Below are 16,065 nucleotides of genomic sequence, written 5' to 3'. Positions count from 1 at the left end.
ATGCTTATTTCGTTATGGTTTTTCAGCTGGTGTATAAAATAGATTAAGGGGCCATAGACAATGCTTTGTCTATGGCCCTTTGTGTATATTATTCCGATGAGTCTTTACCGTAAATTGGAGTAGTATAGGAAAAACCACGAAGCAGAGGGCTAGTGTCGAATGACGCTATCTCTCTGCTTTTTTTAATTTCAGGAAAAGAGGAATAAAAATGAGTTTACTTAAAGTTGAAAGTTTATCACATAGTTTTATAGATAAAGTATTATACGAGAATGCTTCTTTTGATTTGCATAAAGGGGAGCATATGGGGATTGTTGGACAGAATGGTGCAGGAAAAAGCACATTAATGAAAATATTGGTGGGGGAAATTATTTCTGATAAGGGAGACATAAAGTGGCAACCTAATATTCAAATTGGGCATCTTGATCAATACGCTGACATTGATGAGGGTTATACCATTTCACAATATTTAAAGAGAGCTTTTTATGATTTGTATGAAATGGAAAAGAGAATGAACAAGTTATATGAAGAAAGTGCAATGACTGGAGATGAGAATCAACTACTAAAAGCGGCTGAAATGCAAGAGCAGCTTGAGGCTCGTGATTTTTATTCAGTAGACAGTATTACGAATAAGGTGGCAGCTGGTTTAGGTATTGATGCAATTGGGATGGATCGTGTTATTGGTGAATTAAGCGGAGGGCAGCGTGCAAAGGTAATTTTAGCGAAGCTCTTATTAGAAGAGCCTAATATTTTATTACTAGATGAACCGACGAATTTTCTTGATAAGGAGCATGTGGAGTGGCTTGCTAACTATTTAATGAAGTTCGAAGGAGCGTTTATTGTAGTGTCACATGATTTTGATTTTCTGGAAAAAGTAACTTCTTGCATATGTGATGTAGAGTTCGGAACAGTTAAGAAGTATTACGGTAAATACTCAGATTTTGTAAGGCAGAAGGAGCATTTGCGAAAAGATTACATTCGCCAATATTATGCACAGCAAAAGAAAATTGAAAAAACGGAAGAGTATATTCGTAGAAATATTGCTGGGGTGAATTCAAAAATAGCGCAAGGTCGTCGAAAACAATTGGAGCGTATGGAAAGAATTGCGCCACCAAGTTTTACTCATAAACCGTCTATTCATTTTCAGGGACTTCCCATTTCAGTTCAGACAGTTTTTGAAGTAAATAACCTTGAAGTTGGTTACGACTTCGCTCTCTTACCAAAGTTGAATTTTTCAGTAATGGGTGGGCAAAAACTTGTTATTACAGGTTTCAATGGAGTAGGGAAATCTACTTTATTAAAAACAATCGTTGGAAATATTGCTAGTATTTCTGGAGAGTTTCACTTTTCAGAGCAAATAAAGATTGGATATTATGAGCAAGATTTAAATTGGAGCAATGATTCTTTAACGCCGCTTCAAATTATTTCAGGGCAGTTTCCTAAACTGAATATGAAGGAAATACGCCATCATTTAGCTGCGTGTGGTGTGAAGGATACGCACGTCTCGCAAGAAATTCGTACGTTAAGTGGTGGTGAACAATCGAAGGTGAAACTGTGCGGATTATTACTATCACCTTGTAACTTCTTAATTTTAGATGAGCCGACAAATCATTTAGATGCAGAAGCGAAGGAAGCTTTGCAAAAGGCGCTAATTCAGTTTAAGGGCAGCATTATACTCGTATCTCACGAAGCGAGTTTTTATCTTGATTGGGCAGATAGCATCTTTGATATAGAGACAGGATTAGTTAAGGGGGTGTGAAACATATGAGTGAAAACAATTGGAAAACGAAAATTATATTATTTTTGACCGCTCAAACTATTTCGTTGTTCGGTTCCTCTCTCGTGCAATACGCGATTATATGGTATATCACCCTTACAACATCATCAGGAGTGATGTTGACTATTTCAACTGTTTGCGGTTTCCTACCACAAATTGCGATATCTTTGTTTGCAGGTGTTTGGATTGATCGTTATGACCGTAAAAAGATGATTATGTTATCGGATGGGATTATAGCGATTGCGACGTTAGTTTTAGCAATTTTATTTTTAACAGGATATAAAAGTATTTGGTTACTTTTTATTGTGTTACTCATTCGTTCAGCTGGAACAGGAGTACAAACGCCAGCTGTAAATGCATTAATTCCGCAAATTGTTCCGAAAGAGTATCTTATGAAAGTAAATGGAATAAATAGCAGTATTACATCTTTAATTATGTTTCTTTCTCCAGCAGCAAGTGCGACGATTCTTTCTATTGCCAGCATTGAAACAACACTTTTTATTGATGTTATTACGGCTATGATTGGAATTAGTATTATGTTTATCATTCAGGTGGAAGGACATGTGAATGTAGAGAGTAAGCAAAAATCTAATTTACAAGGAATTAAAGAAGGGTTCTCTTATTTAAAAGAAAATGTATTTATTAAAAGGCTAATCGTTTTATTAATTATCGTCATGATTTTAATAAGTCCAGCTGCTTTTTTAACACCTTTAATGGTAACTCGTTCTTTCGGGGCCGAAATGTGGAGACTTACTGCTAGTGAGATGACCTTTAGTGCGGGTGCGGCAGCTGGTGGTGTATTGATTGCGGCGTGGGGTGGCTTTCGTAATCGTATGTATACAACAGCGCTAGCTTGTGCATTATATGGACTGCTTATGATTGGACTCGGAATAGCACCGATATTTATTATGTATTTAGTATTTAATTTTTTAATTGGTATAACAATGCCGTGCTTCAATACACCAGTTACTGTGTTATTGCAGGAGAAAGTAGAACCATCGATGCACGGACGGATGTTCAGCCTTGTACAAATTGCGAATTCATGCGCGCTTCCTTTAGGAATGATAATATTTGGTCCATTGTCGGATATGTTTAGTGTAGAGATTTTGTTAATTTATGCTGGGATATTCGTGCTATTTTGCGCAATGTACATTGTATTAAGCAAGAGATTTGAAGTGTAAATATTTATAATTTAGAAGGTTTGCGAAGTGATTTAAGATGCTTCGCAAACCTTTTTGTTATTAGTCTAGTCAATAATTCTTTATTGTTTAACGATAAAAAATTATTGACTGTTAATGTTATTTTAGGTAATATGATGTTAATAATTTAAGGAGAATTACATGAGTAGAGGAGAATGTGAAATGAAAAATAAATACGTAGTAGCTATTTCTTTAATGATTTTAGCGATTATTTCTTTAACTATACATGCTTCAAACAGTAAAGTAGGAGCGGATGGATTCCTTGAAGAACCTTTCTTTTTCCTAGTACCGATAAGTTATGTATTGTTCCTTAGTGGTATTGGTGTATTATTATTTGGATTTATTACTTCAAAACTGAAAAAGAGCAATAGATAGGTGCTACCAATAGGGGCCAAAGCACTCACTATGAAATAGCAACATACCATATGGAAGAAAAAGAATAAGTGAGATGAATCATGATGAACTATCATTTTTATAATGGAAGACAAGTAGGGTCGGCTATTACTTGGGCAGGAGCACAGGGAACAATTCATGCTGTGTATCAGGCTATTCACATGCAGCAGCAAGCACAAGCTGCACAAATGATGCAAAGTCAGTATATGCCGTATTCACAACTTCCGATGCAAATTGTACATTACGATGTACATCCAGCTGGTTTATTTTCCATTCCATATGGCGGGACATATTTCTTATGAAAGAAAGCGACTCAATAGAGTCGCTTTTTTTATATTCCACCCAGCTTCATCCCAAGGAATGCGAAGAGGATACCAATTATGTAAGTAGCACTTAAATATAAAAGGAAGATGTACAGTTTTTTAAGATCGAGAAGCTGAACAGCTTCTAATTTAAACGTAGAAAATGTCGTGAATGCGCCCATAAATCCAGTACCTAATAATAGTTGCCAGCCTGTAGTAACTCCGTTGCCAATTATATATCCGAGTAAAAATGCCCCTGTTATATTAATAAGGAATGTAGCAATTGGAAATTGTGTTTTATTTCTTTTCTTAAACCAATTGCTAATTGCAAATCGTGTAATCGCACCGAAAAATCCTCCTGTTGCGACTAATAAGGCTTCTATCATGAGTAATCACCTTCCGTAAGAGATTTCTTAATTAAGAAATCTCCAAGTGTATAGCCAAGGCCAGACATAATGAGGCCACCAAGTATGCTACATGATACATATAAGAAGGCTATGCTCCACTCAGAATGATTGATCAATTGCACAGTTTCTACACTAAATGTTGAAAAAGTCGTAAAGGAACCGATGAATCCAGTCCCGATGCCTGTGATAACCTCTGAAGGTAAGATGTTTAGTCGAGCGATATAAGTAGTTAGCCACGCTAAGAAGAAGCAACCGATTAAGTTAATGACTAATGTTGCTAATGGAAATGAATGATGCCAAAATGTGGTGATATTAAGACCTAAATAATAACGAGAAAGAGCTCCTAATATACCGGCAATGCCGACGATAATATAAATCAATTTTCTCACCTCTTTAAATAGCTTGCTCAAAAAAATAGACTCCTACCAGTATGTATACTGGTAGGAGTCATTAGCTAAGCAGCGTTTATGGCGAACTCCATCGCCTATGATTATTACATATAGTGTACTAAATATACCGTTTAATTTCCAGTGAGGAGGTGGGTGTAACTTTTCTTTTTTTGATGTCTGAAGGTTTTTTAAGTAATTAAAACAGGATCGATTACTTATCAACTAAATATAGTGATATACGGTTTTAATTATGATAAAATGTTTCTTATGTGTGTCGTTTTCTTTATTTGACTGAAAATAAAGAAAAATAAATTCGCGTGAAAAGGAGTCATTTATTTGAAGAAATTTTTTAAAATCGTATTTATATGTGTTTTAGTAGTAGCGGGCATTGTAGGAGGATTTCTAGCGTATATGACACTTACTAAAGAACAGCCTGCTGATGTTACAAGCTTGAAGGTGGAGAATAATAAGGAGCGCGTATTAGCGACTGGAAATGAATTTAAAGTTACAACATTTAATATTGGATATGCAGGGTTAGATAAGGAGCAAGATTTCTTTATGGATGGGGGAAAGGGGTCTGGTTCAAGTAGTAAAGAGCAAACAGAAACTAATTTAAAGAATATGCTTTCGTTTTTACAAAATGAAAATAGTGATTTTGCGCTATTACAAGAAGTTGATATAAAGTCACTTCGTTCATTTGATGTAAATGAACATGAATTTTTGAAAAAAGGATTACCTGATTATGTTTCGTCATTTGGCAAGAACTACGATACGAAATGGGTTCCGGTGCCAATAACAAATCCAATGGGATATGCGGAGGCTGGATTAAGTACGTTTTCTAAATACACTGTTCAAGAAGCGAAGAGGTTCCAGCTTCCTGGAATGGAGCCGTGGCCAAAGCGTTTGTTTGATTTAGATCGGGCAATTGTGGAACATAAAATACCTGTTAATAATGGGAAACATGTTAGACTCGTAAATTTACATTTGTCTGCTTATGATGAAGGCGGGAAAATTAGAAAACAGCAAGTAGAGTATTTAAAAGAATATATGAACAAGCAGTATGAAAATGGCGATTACGTAATAATGGGCGGAGATTGGAATCAATTAGTTTCAAACGCTCAATTAAGTGATCCGAAGTTCGTGAAAGAGCGTCCTGAGTGGTTAGTAGAGTTACCGAAGGACTTTACGGACGGTGGCTTTAAGTGGGCTGTAGATCCGTCTGTTATGACTGTGAGAGATGATGTAAAGAAATATGTAGAAGGTGAAAATTTCGTCACTATTATTGATGGCTTTATCGTTTCACCGAATGTAGAGATTGTAAATGTACAAGGGAAAGATTTAAAGTTTGAAAATAGCGATCATAACCCAGTGAGTGCGGTATTTAAACTGAAGTAATTGATATGTATAAGTAGAAGGTGGGGCTTCATATGGAGTGGTTAAAGAGGACTTGTTTTTCTAACCTTGAGAAAGAATCACAGAAAAATCATTTATTACTGTTTATAACGATTTTTAGTTTCTTCCTTGGGATAATCGCGATTGGGTATTATGGATATATTTTTACAGAGAGAGCAATAGCGTTTTGGATTTGTGGTATTTCTGTCGTTGTATTTGGAACGCTTTTTACTTTTATAAAAAGTATGGAATCAGCGTATAAATATATCATGACATTTATGTTGCTTACAATGTCTTACATTATGGTACAAGCTTTTAATGAAAGCCCGGCTGTATTTCAAATGGTCTATTTTACATTAGCTGTTTCACTTATTTACTTAAGTGAGCGCCTCATTTTAATTCTTGGCGGGGTAGCTGTTGTGATCACATTTATCCTTTGTAGCTATTGGCCGGAGCAATTTTTTGCTTATACAGCCTCGTCTGAAGCTGCTAATTTCGCAAGTTTGTTAGCGATTGTAACAATCGCTATGTGGGGTGTCACGAAAATCGGTTCTAATCTGCTCCTTCGTTTAAGTGATGAGAAGCAAGAAGTAATGAGAAAAGCTCAGGAGCTAGAAGAGACGCAAAGGCTTATTGGTGAAACAGTTTTGAAACTAGATAGTAATTTCAATCATTTAAGACAAAATATGAACACGTCGATGGAATCGATGAGTGAAATTAATTTTGCCTTTGAAGAGGTAGCAGTTGGTACGCAATCACAATCAGAGATGATGTATCGTTCGGTAGAAGTATTGAATGATATGGAGGGAAATATTGAACAAATCATCTCTCAAGTAAGAACTGCATCGGCTCGTGTGGATGAAAGTTTAGAAATTTCAAAGGGCAGCGTAAATACTTTAAGAAATTTTGAAGCTAACATGAGAAGTTTAAATGATGTTGTTTCACAGTCTGGAATTATATTTAGAGATTTAATGATGCAATCGAAACAAATTAATGAAATTGTAGATGTAATAACGAATATTTCAAGTCAGACGAGTTTGCTAGCTTTAAATGCAAATATTGAAGCTGCCAGGGCAGGTGAGCATGGAAAAGGTTTTGCTATTGTAGCGAGTGAAGTGTTAAAGCTTGCTGAAGAATCAAATCGTTCTGCGGGAAGAATTCAAGGGATTTTGAAGGAGTTTAGTAATCAAGCAAGTAAGGTAGAAGTGCAGGTAGAGAAGTCAGAAAGAGTACAAGAAGAGTGTAACGAAATGTTAGCAAGCGTTTTAACAAATGTAACGGATTTAGGGAAGTTTATTGATGCGATTAATGAAGTAATGCGAGAGGTTGTTGTTCATCAAGAAAGTTTCCAAGTTAAAACGACGAATATCGTAAAGGATGTTACGCATGCTTCTAACGTAATTCAGCAAACTTCTACAGCTACAGAAGAAGTGCTAGCGAGTGTGGAAGAAGAAAAACATCGAAATGATACGTCAGTGAAGACGTTACAAACTGTTAGCGAGCAAGTGAAGTTGTTAGAAGATATTTTAGAAAAGTAATATTGCTTGGGAAGAGCACAAATGATGTGCTCTTTTTTCATTTAAATGAATACTTGATAGTAATTTAATTGCTTTTCTGCGCGTTTTCTGCCAAGCTTAAGGAGATAAAGTGAGACTAATACCTACTGATTATTAGTTGAACCTCGCAAATAGCGGGATAAAATACTTCAAAGAAAGAATTATATAGGTGACGCATATGATCGAAGTTAAGACTTCTGAACTTAGTGATGGAGAATTTAATAGAGGTGTATTTGCAACTCGTGATATTAAAAAGGGTGAGTTGATTCACTCAGCACCGGTTATCTCTTATCCAAATGAACAGCATGAACACATTGAAAAAACGTTACTTGCTGACTACGCATTTGAGTATGGGGTAAATCATACGGCATTCCTGTTAGGATACGGCATGTTATTTAATCATGCATATAATCCGAATGCAACGTATGAAATTGTCTTCGAGAATCATACTTTTAACTTCTTCGCGTATAAGGATATAAAAGCGGGAGAAGAAATTTTAATCAATTATAATGGTGAAGTGGATGACGATGAACTATTATGGTTTGATAAGGAAAAAGAAGAGAACGAAAAATAATTTAATGAGTATAGAAAGAGCACATTCTGTCGGATGTGCTCTTTTTTTATTGATGTAAATAAAGTAAAAAGTACAAAAAAATACCACTTTCTTTTTGTATGGTATAGTAAGATACTGAGGGATAGTGTTTTGAAAAAGTCACATATTTTACAAATTGTTGTCTTTCTGATGACATGTCAAGTTTAGTAGTCCATTTGGGTTGCTTTATTATGCAATATATATTTTAATATGAGTGGCACCTCTTATAAATTAAGAGGTTTATAGGTGTCTCGAATTGATTTTGGGTACACTGTATCCACCACTTTAGGTTCTTTCATGTACGTGGGGATATTATGGGCCCGTATAACGGGATAAAATGAATATAGAAATAGAGGAATCGTAAAATGAATATGCAAGAGGTTTATAAATATTTAAGTACGGTATTGCCTGAAGGACATGTTAAACAAGATGAAATGTTAAAGAATCATACGCATATTAAAGTTGGCGGAAAAGCAGATGTTTTTGTTGCGCCTACAAATTATGATGAAATTCAAGAAGTTATCAAATATGCGAACGAATATAATATTCCAGTTACGTTTTTAGGAAATGGATCGAATGTCATTATTAAAGATGGTGGAATTCGCGGGATTACAGTAAGTTTAATTCATATTACAGGTGTTACTGTAACAGGAACGACGATTGTAGCACAGTGTGGTGCAGCAATTATTGACGTATCACGTATTGCTTTAGACCATAACTTAACGGGTCTTGAGTTTGCTTGTGGTATTCCAGGTTCAGTTGGCGGAGCGTTATATATGAATGCTGGTGCTTACGGTGGTGAAGTATCGTTTGTGTTAACAGAAGCTGTTGTAATGACAGGTGATGGAGAGCTACGTACTTTGACGAAAGAAGCATTTGAATTTGGATATCGTAAGAGTGTATTTGCTAACAACCATTACATTATTCTTGAAGCGAGATTTGAACTTGAAGAAGGTGTACGTGAAGAAATTAAAGAGAAAATGGATGATTTAACGTTTAAGCGTGAGTCAAAACAGCCTCTAGAATATCCTTCATGTGGTAGCGTATTTAAGCGTCCACCAAATAACTTTGCTGGTAAGTTGATTCAAGACTCAGGACTACAAGGTAAGCGAATTGGTGGAGTGGAAGTTTCTTTAAAACACGCTGGATTTATGGTGAATGTTGATAACGGAACAGCACAAGATTACATCGATTTAATTCACTTCGTACAAAAGACAGTTGAAGAGAAATTTGGCGTGAAGTTAGAGCGAGAAGTAAGGATTATTGGAGAAGATAAGGAATAACGAAATACGTATGAAGATATGAATTATTTTAAAATAATATTTGGGTATTGTTGACAATTTGTTTTCAATTCAATATAATGCTAATAATTTAACAAATAACATACGTTGAAAGAGCCCAGTAGCAGTTTGTCACTGTTAACGAGAGAGCTAGGGGTTGCTGGAACCTAGCACAAACAAACTTGCGAATTACACTCTGGAGTATCTTAGGTAATGCTAAGCGGACTAGCAATCGATATTATTGCTAAGAGTGGTATGAGTAGCTATGCTATTTATGCAAACTGGGTGGTAACACGGTGAATAATCGTCCCTATGTCTATCGTAGACATAGGGGCTTTTTTGTTTTTAAAAAATAAAGGGGATGACAAAAGATGAATATTATTGATGAATTAGAATGGCGCGGCGCCGTTAATCAGCAGACTGACGAAGAAGGCTTACGTAAGCTAGTAGAAGAGAAAAAGATTTCACTATACTGCGGAGTTGATCCGACTGGTGATAGTATGCATATCGGACATTTGATTCCGTTTATGATGATGAAGAGATTCCAATTAGCTGGCCATCATCCTGTTATTTTAATTGGCGGGGCAACAGGAACAATTGGTGATCCGAGTGGACGACAATCGGAGCGTCAACTTCAAACGTTAGAAGTGGTTCAGCATAATGTAGATGCGTTAACAGCACAAATGAAAAAGCTATTTGATTTTGGCGGAAATAGCGAAGTGAGGATGGTAAATAACTATGATTGGACACATGAAATAAATGTTATTGAGTTTTTACGTGATTACGGGAAAAATTTTAGCATCAATAGCATGTTAGCGAAGGATATTGTAGCAAGTCGTTTAGATACAGGTATTTCTTTCACAGAATTCACGTACCAAATTTTGCAAGCGATGGATTTCCATCATTTATACACGAAAGAAGATGTTCAACTTCAAATTGGTGGTAGTGACCAATGGGGAAATATTACGAGTGGTTTAGATTTAATTCGTAAGTTAGAAGGTCATGAGGCGGAAGTATTTGGATTAACGATTCCGCTATTATTAAAATCGGACGGTACGAAGTTTGGTAAATCAGCAGGTGGTGCGGTTTGGCTTGATCCTGAAAAAACGACACCGTTTGAATTTTACCAGTTCTGGGTAAATACAGATGACCGTGATGTAATTAAATACTTGAAATACTTTACGTTCTTAACGAAAGAGCGTATTGATGAATTAGCAGTGAAGGTAGAAGCGGAGCCTCATAAACGTGAAGCGCAAAAAGTGTTAGCGGAAGAAATGACGAAATTCGTTCATGGAGAAGAGGCGTTCCTGCAAGCTGGGAAAATTACAGCAGCGTTATTTAGCGGAGATATTAAATCGTTAACAGCTGATGAAATTGAACAAGGCTTTAAAGAAATGCCAACATTCCAGTCTTCAAAAGAGACGAAAAACATCGTAGAGTGGCTAGTCGATTTAGGGATTGAACCATCTAGACGACAAGCACGCGAGGACATTAATAATGGTGCGATTTCTATGAATGGTGAGAAAGTAACAGATGTGGGTACGGATGTTACTGTAGAAAATTCGTTTGATGGAAGATTTATTATTATTCGTAAAGGGAAGAAGAACTACAGCCTTGTGAAATTAGGAGAATAGTTTGTGTGAAAGGGATGGGAGTAGGAAGAATACTTCCATCCCTTTCATATACACAATTTAGACATAAAATAATCAGTAAATTTAGATAATTAAAAGGGTTATATTATTCTTCTGCCGAATAAATAAATTAGAGAAAATTACGGATAAAGTGAAACTTTAATCAGTGGGAGTTTTACTGCCCGCAAATAGCGGGATAAAAATAGCCCGAACCATGCTGGGCATGATTCGGGCTTATATTCAGATTAGTAAGCTAAGCTGAATAGACCTTTAATGTGTGATAAGTAACGAACGTTACTTGCTTCTTTCATTAATGATGCTGGTAAGCCTTTAAGTGGAGTATTGCTTGCTCCAATTGTAGCAACAGCATCTTTACGTCCTAGACTAGCAAGTGTTCCAGAGTTTACAGGTGCGAACTCTTCGAATGCTTTGCCTTCTAGTGCTGCGTATAAGTTGTATCCAATTAACTCACCCATTTGCCAAGCGATTTGTGCAGTTGGTGGGTATGGACGACCGTCTGGAGAGAAGACAACAGCGCTGTCTCCAGCAACGAATACGTCTTTGTGAGAAGTAGATTGTAGGTATGCATCAACTGTTGCACGTCCACGGTTAACTTCAAGACCTGATTCACCGATTAATGGGTTACCTTGAACGCCACCTGTCCAAACGAATGTGTTAGCAACAAGTTTTTGACCGTCTTTTAAGTCGATTTCATTGCCAGCAACGTTTGTTACAGGAAGACCTGTTAAGAATGTAACACCGCGTGCTTCTAGGCTAGTAGTTGCACGTTCGATTAAGTGATCTGGTAATACTGGAAGGATTTTTGGACCTGCTTCAACAAGAAGAAGTTTAACTTCTTTTGGATTTACGCCGTGGCTTTTTGCAAGTTTAGGCATAATGTCAGCAAGCTCACCAACTAGCTCAACGCCGGTTAATCCGCCACCACCGATTACGATTGTAGCATCAGCTTCGTTTTTCGTTTTCGCGTATTCACGAATACGGTCTTCAACGTGTTTGTAGATTTTGTTTGCATCAGCAGCAGATTTTAATACCATGCTGTTTTCTTCTAGTCCTGGAATACCGAAGTAAGCAGTTTTACTTCCTAAAGCAACTACAAGTGCATCGTAAGATAAAGTAGTGCCGCCAGCTAGTTTGATTTCTTTGCTATCAACAGAGAATGACTCAACTGTTGCGATTTTAAGATCGATATCTTTACCTTTGAAAAGCTTTGTAAGTGGCATTGCAATTGCTTGCTCAGCAACGTTACCAGCTGCAAGGCGGTGTAGTTCAGTGATGATTTGGTGTGTTGGGTATTGGTTAATCACTGTAACTTGTGCTTCTGATTTGCTGTAATATTTACGTACGTTTAAAGCGGCAAGAAGACCGCCATAACCAGCGCCTAAGATGACAATTTGTTTTGACATAGTATGATATCCCCCGTCTTTACTAATTGTTGTTATAAGTTAAATTATTTATTATTACGTTCTGCACTAATTTGAAGATATGCGTTCACAAAGCGGAACATTTTTTGTGCTTGTGGATCTTTTAGTAATTTTAATAGACCGAATAGGCCGATAACTTCAGTACTTTCGTCAGCACGATCTTTCGCTTCGATTGCAGTTGCAGCCATGCTTTTCACTGTATCTTTTACAGGTTCTACAAGCTCTGTAATTGCACCAACAGTGTCGCTTTTTAATACTTCATCAGTAGCAACAGTTTGAGCGAAGTCATAAGACTTAGTTAAAATGTTAACAAGCTCAGTTAATTTTGGAAGCTGTTCTACTAGTGTTGTTAATGATTCTTGTACCTCAGGTTTTAACAACTGATCAAGTACATCAAGTTGTCCTTGGCTAGCAGAAATTTGTACAGTTTCTTGTTCTGGCTTTGTTTGAGTCATAGTTTCTGGCATCTCCAATTCTCCTTTACGATAGCAATACTCTTATTTTTTATAAGTAAGATAGTAAACGTTTACGAAACTTTATGCAAAGTTTCACAAAACACAATAAAATGCCTTTAAATTTATGACAGCAAGTAAGCTGCAAACATAAATCTAAAACCATAACGTCTTACTTATTATTTATGAACTGTCCGATATATGGCTTGTCCGCATAATGGAAAAGCTCCGTTACCGGAAAGTGTATATAATATATATCCTATATTATATACTATATACACCTATGTTAACATAAAAATGATTCCTAATTATTTGATATTGAGTGTATAACGTAGTGCTGACAAGGTATGAAAGCGTATAAAATATTTTGTTTCAGTTAGAAATGTACATATATATATAGAAAAAAAGGAAAAAACGAACAAATTCATGTTCGTTGTTTCCTTTTTCCTATTATTCACCTTCCGCAATTAGCATCGATGTGTTACCTTCTTTTTCAAGATGGCATTCGCCCCAAGAACAAAGAGAGTCAAGAATGGATTCTAAAGACCAACCGTAGTCGGTAAGAGAATATTCTACTTTCGGTGGGACTTGGTTGTATACTTTTCTTTGAATGACCCCGTCGTCTTCTAATTCACGTAATTGCTGCGTTAACATTTTTTGTGTAATACCAGGCATGGAGCGTTTTAATTCACTCGTTCTCTTTGTACCTTTCGTTAAGTGACAAAGAATAACAACTTTCCATTTGCCGCCGATAACTTCTAAAGTCGCCTCTACAGGAATATTGTATTTCTTCATATGAAACCCTCCCTTTTTGAGTAAAGTAAGTTTAATAATACAAATGTTACTTTTTAGTACCTATAGCACTTTAAAGTACGTACTTTTTATTATGTTAAATATGTTTCATAATAGCACATGTAAGAGGCAAATGAGTAGTACGGTACTAAAAAGTGACTATGTTACTTTTTGGTGCCTATCGTACTTTAAAGTGCGTTCTTCAAAAAAAGAATGAAACCATTCATAATAGCATTTGTAAGTATGAAATATATGTTTTAGAAGATAAAAGGGCCTTTTTATCATACTATTATGATTGGATTTCTTGTAATAAGGAGGAATTCAATTGAGTTCATATACAGTATCATCTTCGGAAGTTCAGACGAATCGAAGAAGTATGTTTGCTTTATTAGCACTAGCAATTAGTGCGTTTGGGATTGGTACGACCGAGTTTATTAGTGTCGGTTTACTACCATCTATTTCGAAAGATTTAAATGTTTCGGTTACAACAGCCGGTTTAACGGTTTCCTTATATGCGTTAGGAGCAGCGGTAGGAGCACCTGTTTTAACAGCGTTAACGGCTAGTATGTCGCGAAAGACATTATTAATGTGGATTATGGTTATTTTCATTATTGGTAATGGTATTGCGGCGGTAGCAACAAGCTTCACTGTATTAATTATCGCAAGAATTGTATCTGCGTTTGCACATGGTGTGTTTATGTCAATTGGATCTACAATTGCGGCTGCAATCGTACCGGAGAATAAACGTGCTAGCGCAATTGCGATTATGTTTACTGGATTAACAGTTGCGACTATTACTGGTGTGCCAATTGGAACATTTATCGGTCAAGAGTTTGGCTGGAGAGCGTCATTTATGGCGATTGTCGTAATTGGAATTATTGCTTTCATCGCAAACAGTATACTTGTCCCATCTAATTTAAAAAATGGTGTACCTGTATCGTTTCGTGATCAATTTAAATTAATTAAAAATGGAAGACTATTACTTGTTTTCATTATTACTGCACTTGGATACGGTGGTACATTCGTAACATTTACGTATTTATCACCACTATTACAAGAAGTAACAGGATTTGAAGCAAGTACCGTTACTATCATTTTATTAGTGTATGGAATCGCAATTGCGATAGGGAATATGGTTGGCGGGAAATTATCGAATCATAATCCGATTCGAGCGCTATTTTACATGTTCTTTATTCAAGCGATCATATTATTTGTTTTAACATTTACAGCGCCATTTAAAGTAGCTGGATTAATCACAATTATTTTCATGGGACTATTCGCATTTATGAATGTTCCGGGGCTACAAGTATATGTAGTTATATTGGCAGAGCGCTTTGTTCCAAGTGCGGTTGATGTTGCTTCAGCAATTAATATTGCCGCATTTAACGGAGGGATCGCTTTAGGTTCTTATATAGGTGGCCTTGTAACGAATTCGTTAGGATTAATCCATACTGCTTGGGTAGGTGGTCTTATGGTAGTAGGTGCTGTGATTTTAACAGCATGGAGCATGACATTAGAAAAAAGAGATCAAGTAAAATAAAAGGAGAGAAAATAAAATGAAAAACTTACAAAGTAAAACAGTATTAAATAATGGTGTAGAAATGCCTTGGTTCGGTTTAGGTGTATTTAAAGTAGAAGAAGGACCAGAACTTGTAGAAGCGATTAAATCAGCAATTAAAGCAGGATACCGTAGCATCGATACAGCTGCAATTTACGGAAATGAAAAAGCTGTAGGTGAAGGAATCCGTGCAGGTATTGAAGCGACTGGTATTTCAAGAGAAGAATTATTTATTACTTCAAAAGTATGGAACGCAGATCAAGGGTACGAAGAAACAATTGCTGCATACGAAGAGAGCTTAAAGAAATTAGAATTAGATTATTTAGACCTATATCTTGTTCACTGGCCTGTAGAAGGAAAATATAAAGATACGTGGAGAGCGTTAGAAACACTTTATAAAGAAAAGCGCGTACGTGCAATTGGTGTAAGTAACTTCCAAGTACATCACTTACAAGATGTAATGAAAGATGCAGAAATTAAGCCAATGATTAACCAAGTAGAATACCACCCTCGTTTAACACAAAAAGAAGTACAAGCTTTCTGTAAAGAACAAGGTATTCAAATGGAAGCATGGTCACCACTTATGCAAGGTCAATTATTAGATAATGAAACATTACAAGAAATTGCTGAGAAACACGGTAAAACAACAGCACAAGTAATTTTACGTTGGGATCTTCAAAACGGAGTAATTACAATTCCAAAATCAACGAAAGAACACCGCATTATTGCAAATGCTGATGTATTTAACTTTGAATTAACAAAAGAAGACATGGAAAAAATCGATGCGTTAAACCAAAATCACCGCGTTGGTCCAGATCCTGATAACTTCGATTTCTAAGATTAAAGTAAGAAAGAAAAAAGAGTGCTTTTATGCACTCTTTTTTTCAGAGTGTTGGGAAACCCTTT

Annotated in this window: 16 protein-coding genes, 1 riboswitch and 1 other annotated feature; of the genes, 11 read left to right on the top strand and 5 right to left on the bottom strand. The window is 36.1% G+C overall.

Annotated elements, in window-relative coordinates:
• Positions 1-208: 208 nt before the first annotated feature.
• From RT27_RS08045 to RT27_RS08030, 4 genes are all read left to right on the top strand, one after another.
• The gene (locus RT27_RS08045) at positions 209-1,756 is read left to right on the top strand and encodes an ABC-F family ATP-binding cassette domain-containing protein (RefSeq protein WP_043935789.1); all 1,548 of its coding nucleotides are present in this window, start codon (positions 209-211) and stop codon (positions 1,754-1,756) included.
• A 5-nt stretch (positions 1,757-1,761) separates the two neighbouring features.
• The gene (locus tag RT27_RS08040; protein WP_043935788.1) at positions 1,762-2,955 is read left to right on the top strand and encodes an MFS transporter; all 1,194 of its coding nucleotides are present in this window, start codon (positions 1,762-1,764) and stop codon (positions 2,953-2,955) included.
• Between the two features lie 159 nt (positions 2,956-3,114).
• Complete coding sequence (locus RT27_RS08035) at positions 3,115-3,348, top strand: DUF3955 domain-containing protein (RefSeq protein WP_042969156.1); 234 nt, start codon at positions 3,115-3,117, stop codon at positions 3,346-3,348.
• An 80-nt stretch (positions 3,349-3,428) separates the two neighbouring features.
• Positions 3,429-3,668, top strand: coding sequence for a DUF3947 family protein (locus RT27_RS08030; RefSeq protein WP_016079780.1), 240 nt, complete (start codon positions 3,429-3,431; stop codon positions 3,666-3,668).
• A 29-nt stretch (positions 3,669-3,697) separates the two neighbouring features.
• On the opposite strand, the gene crcB (RT27_RS08025) is transcribed toward RT27_RS08030, so the two are convergent.
• Positions 3,698-4,054 (bottom strand): fluoride efflux transporter CrcB, encoded by a 357-nt coding sequence (gene crcB, locus RT27_RS08025; protein ID WP_029443563.1) that lies wholly within the window; start codon positions 4,052-4,054, stop codon positions 3,698-3,700.
• The gene (crcB, locus tag RT27_RS08020) at positions 4,051-4,455 is read right to left on the bottom strand and encodes a fluoride efflux transporter CrcB (protein ID WP_042969155.1); all 405 of its coding nucleotides are present in this window, start codon (positions 4,453-4,455) and stop codon (positions 4,051-4,053) included. The genes crcB (RT27_RS08025) and crcB (RT27_RS08020) overlap by 4 nt, the downstream gene beginning before the upstream one ends.
• A 54-nt stretch (positions 4,456-4,509) precedes the next feature.
• Positions 4,510-4,569: riboswitch (Fluoride riboswitch) on the bottom strand.
• A 231-nt stretch (positions 4,570-4,800) separates the two neighbouring features.
• Between crcB (RT27_RS08020) and RT27_RS08015 the strand changes: the two genes are divergently transcribed.
• From RT27_RS08015 to tyrS, 5 genes are all read left to right on the top strand, one after another.
• Complete coding sequence (locus tag RT27_RS08015; protein ID WP_029443561.1) at positions 4,801-5,859, top strand: endonuclease/exonuclease/phosphatase family protein; 1,059 nt, start codon at positions 4,801-4,803, stop codon at positions 5,857-5,859.
• 32 nt (positions 5,860-5,891) lie between these two features.
• Positions 5,892-7,394 carry a DUF4077 domain-containing protein gene (locus tag RT27_RS08010; RefSeq protein ID WP_029443560.1) on the top strand — a complete coding sequence of 501 codons (1,503 nt, stop codon included), beginning with the start codon at positions 5,892-5,894 and terminating at the stop codon, positions 7,392-7,394.
• Between the two features lie 196 nt (positions 7,395-7,590).
• Positions 7,591-7,986: an SET domain-containing protein gene (locus RT27_RS08005; RefSeq protein ID WP_000573651.1), complete on the top strand. Its 396-nt coding sequence runs from the start codon at positions 7,591-7,593 to the stop codon at positions 7,984-7,986.
• Between the two features lie 383 nt (positions 7,987-8,369).
• On the top strand, positions 8,370-9,287 hold the full coding sequence (gene murB, locus RT27_RS08000; protein ID WP_029443559.1) for a UDP-N-acetylmuramate dehydrogenase: 918 nt from the start codon (positions 8,370-8,372) through the stop codon (positions 9,285-9,287).
• A 96-nt stretch (positions 9,288-9,383) separates the two neighbouring features.
• Positions 9,384-9,599, top strand: a binding site (T-box leader).
• Between the two features lie 56 nt (positions 9,600-9,655).
• Positions 9,656-10,918: a tyrosine--tRNA ligase gene (gene tyrS / locus RT27_RS07995; protein ID WP_043935787.1), complete on the top strand. Its 1,263-nt coding sequence runs from the start codon at positions 9,656-9,658 to the stop codon at positions 10,916-10,918.
• A gap of 242 nt (positions 10,919-11,160) precedes the next feature.
• On the opposite strand, the gene RT27_RS07990 is transcribed toward tyrS, so the two are convergent.
• The 3 genes from RT27_RS07990 to RT27_RS07980 all read right to left on the bottom strand — a co-directional run bounded on the left by RT27_RS07990 (position 11,161) and on the right by RT27_RS07980 (position 13,604).
• Complete coding sequence (locus RT27_RS07990; protein ID WP_000043197.1) at positions 11,161-12,339, bottom strand: NAD(P)/FAD-dependent oxidoreductase; 1,179 nt, start codon at positions 12,337-12,339, stop codon at positions 11,161-11,163.
• A gap of 44 nt (positions 12,340-12,383) precedes the next feature.
• Complete coding sequence (locus RT27_RS07985) at positions 12,384-12,824, bottom strand: DUF1641 domain-containing protein (protein ID WP_001115310.1); 441 nt, start codon at positions 12,822-12,824, stop codon at positions 12,384-12,386.
• 435 nt (positions 12,825-13,259) lie between these two features.
• Positions 13,260-13,604 carry a helix-turn-helix domain-containing protein gene (locus tag RT27_RS07980; RefSeq protein WP_000760481.1) on the bottom strand — a complete coding sequence of 115 codons (345 nt, stop codon included), beginning with the start codon at positions 13,602-13,604 and terminating at the stop codon, positions 13,260-13,262.
• A 373-nt stretch (positions 13,605-13,977) separates the two neighbouring features.
• Between RT27_RS07980 and RT27_RS07975 the strand changes: the two genes are divergently transcribed.
• Both RT27_RS07975 and RT27_RS07970 read left to right on the top strand, forming a co-directional pair.
• Positions 13,978-15,141: an MFS transporter gene (locus tag RT27_RS07975; RefSeq protein WP_168410432.1), complete on the top strand. Its 1,164-nt coding sequence runs from the start codon at positions 13,978-13,980 to the stop codon at positions 15,139-15,141.
• A 16-nt stretch (positions 15,142-15,157) separates the two neighbouring features.
• On the top strand, positions 15,158-15,997 hold the full coding sequence (locus RT27_RS07970) for an aldo/keto reductase (RefSeq protein WP_043935786.1): 840 nt from the start codon (positions 15,158-15,160) through the stop codon (positions 15,995-15,997).
• The last annotated feature ends 68 nt before the right edge of the window (positions 15,998-16,065 follow it).

The sequence above is a fragment of the Bacillus sp. L_1B0_5 genome (assembly GCF_000836715.1).
GTDB lineage: Bacteria > Bacillota > Bacilli > Bacillales > Bacillaceae_G > Bacillus_A > Bacillus_A thuringiensis_S.
This window is presented reverse-complemented; position numbering and strand designations above follow the sequence as displayed.

Coding starts and splice junctions, on each gene's coding strand:
- RT27_RS08040 (WP_043935788.1), top strand. CDS start 1,762: ATGAGTGAAAACAATTGGAAAACGAAAATTATATTATTTTTGACCGCT.
- RT27_RS07980 (WP_000760481.1), bottom strand. CDS start 13,604: ATGAAGAAATACAATATTCCTGTAGAGGCGACTTTAGAAGTTATCGGC.
- RT27_RS08030 (WP_016079780.1), top strand. CDS start 3,429: ATGATGAACTATCATTTTTATAATGGAAGACAAGTAGGGTCGGCTATT.
- crcB (WP_029443563.1), bottom strand. CDS start 4,054: ATGATAGAAGCCTTATTAGTCGCAACAGGAGGATTTTTCGGTGCGATT.
- RT27_RS08035 (WP_042969156.1), top strand. CDS start 3,115: ATGAGTAGAGGAGAATGTGAAATGAAAAATAAATACGTAGTAGCTATT.
- murB (WP_029443559.1), top strand. CDS start 8,370: ATGAATATGCAAGAGGTTTATAAATATTTAAGTACGGTATTGCCTGAA.
- RT27_RS08005 (WP_000573651.1), top strand. CDS start 7,591: ATGATCGAAGTTAAGACTTCTGAACTTAGTGATGGAGAATTTAATAGA.
- RT27_RS07990 (WP_000043197.1), bottom strand. CDS start 12,339: ATGTCAAAACAAATTGTCATCTTAGGCGCTGGTTATGGCGGTCTTCTT.
- RT27_RS07970 (WP_043935786.1), top strand. CDS start 15,158: ATGAAAAACTTACAAAGTAAAACAGTATTAAATAATGGTGTAGAAATG.
- RT27_RS08010 (WP_029443560.1), top strand. CDS start 5,892: ATGGAGTGGTTAAAGAGGACTTGTTTTTCTAACCTTGAGAAAGAATCA.
- tyrS (WP_043935787.1), top strand. CDS start 9,656: ATGAATATTATTGATGAATTAGAATGGCGCGGCGCCGTTAATCAGCAG.
- RT27_RS07985 (WP_001115310.1), bottom strand. CDS start 12,824: ATGCCAGAAACTATGACTCAAACAAAGCCAGAACAAGAAACTGTACAA.
- RT27_RS08045 (WP_043935789.1), top strand. CDS start 209: ATGAGTTTACTTAAAGTTGAAAGTTTATCACATAGTTTTATAGATAAA.
- RT27_RS07975 (WP_168410432.1), top strand. CDS start 13,978: ATGTTTGCTTTATTAGCACTAGCAATTAGTGCGTTTGGGATTGGTACG.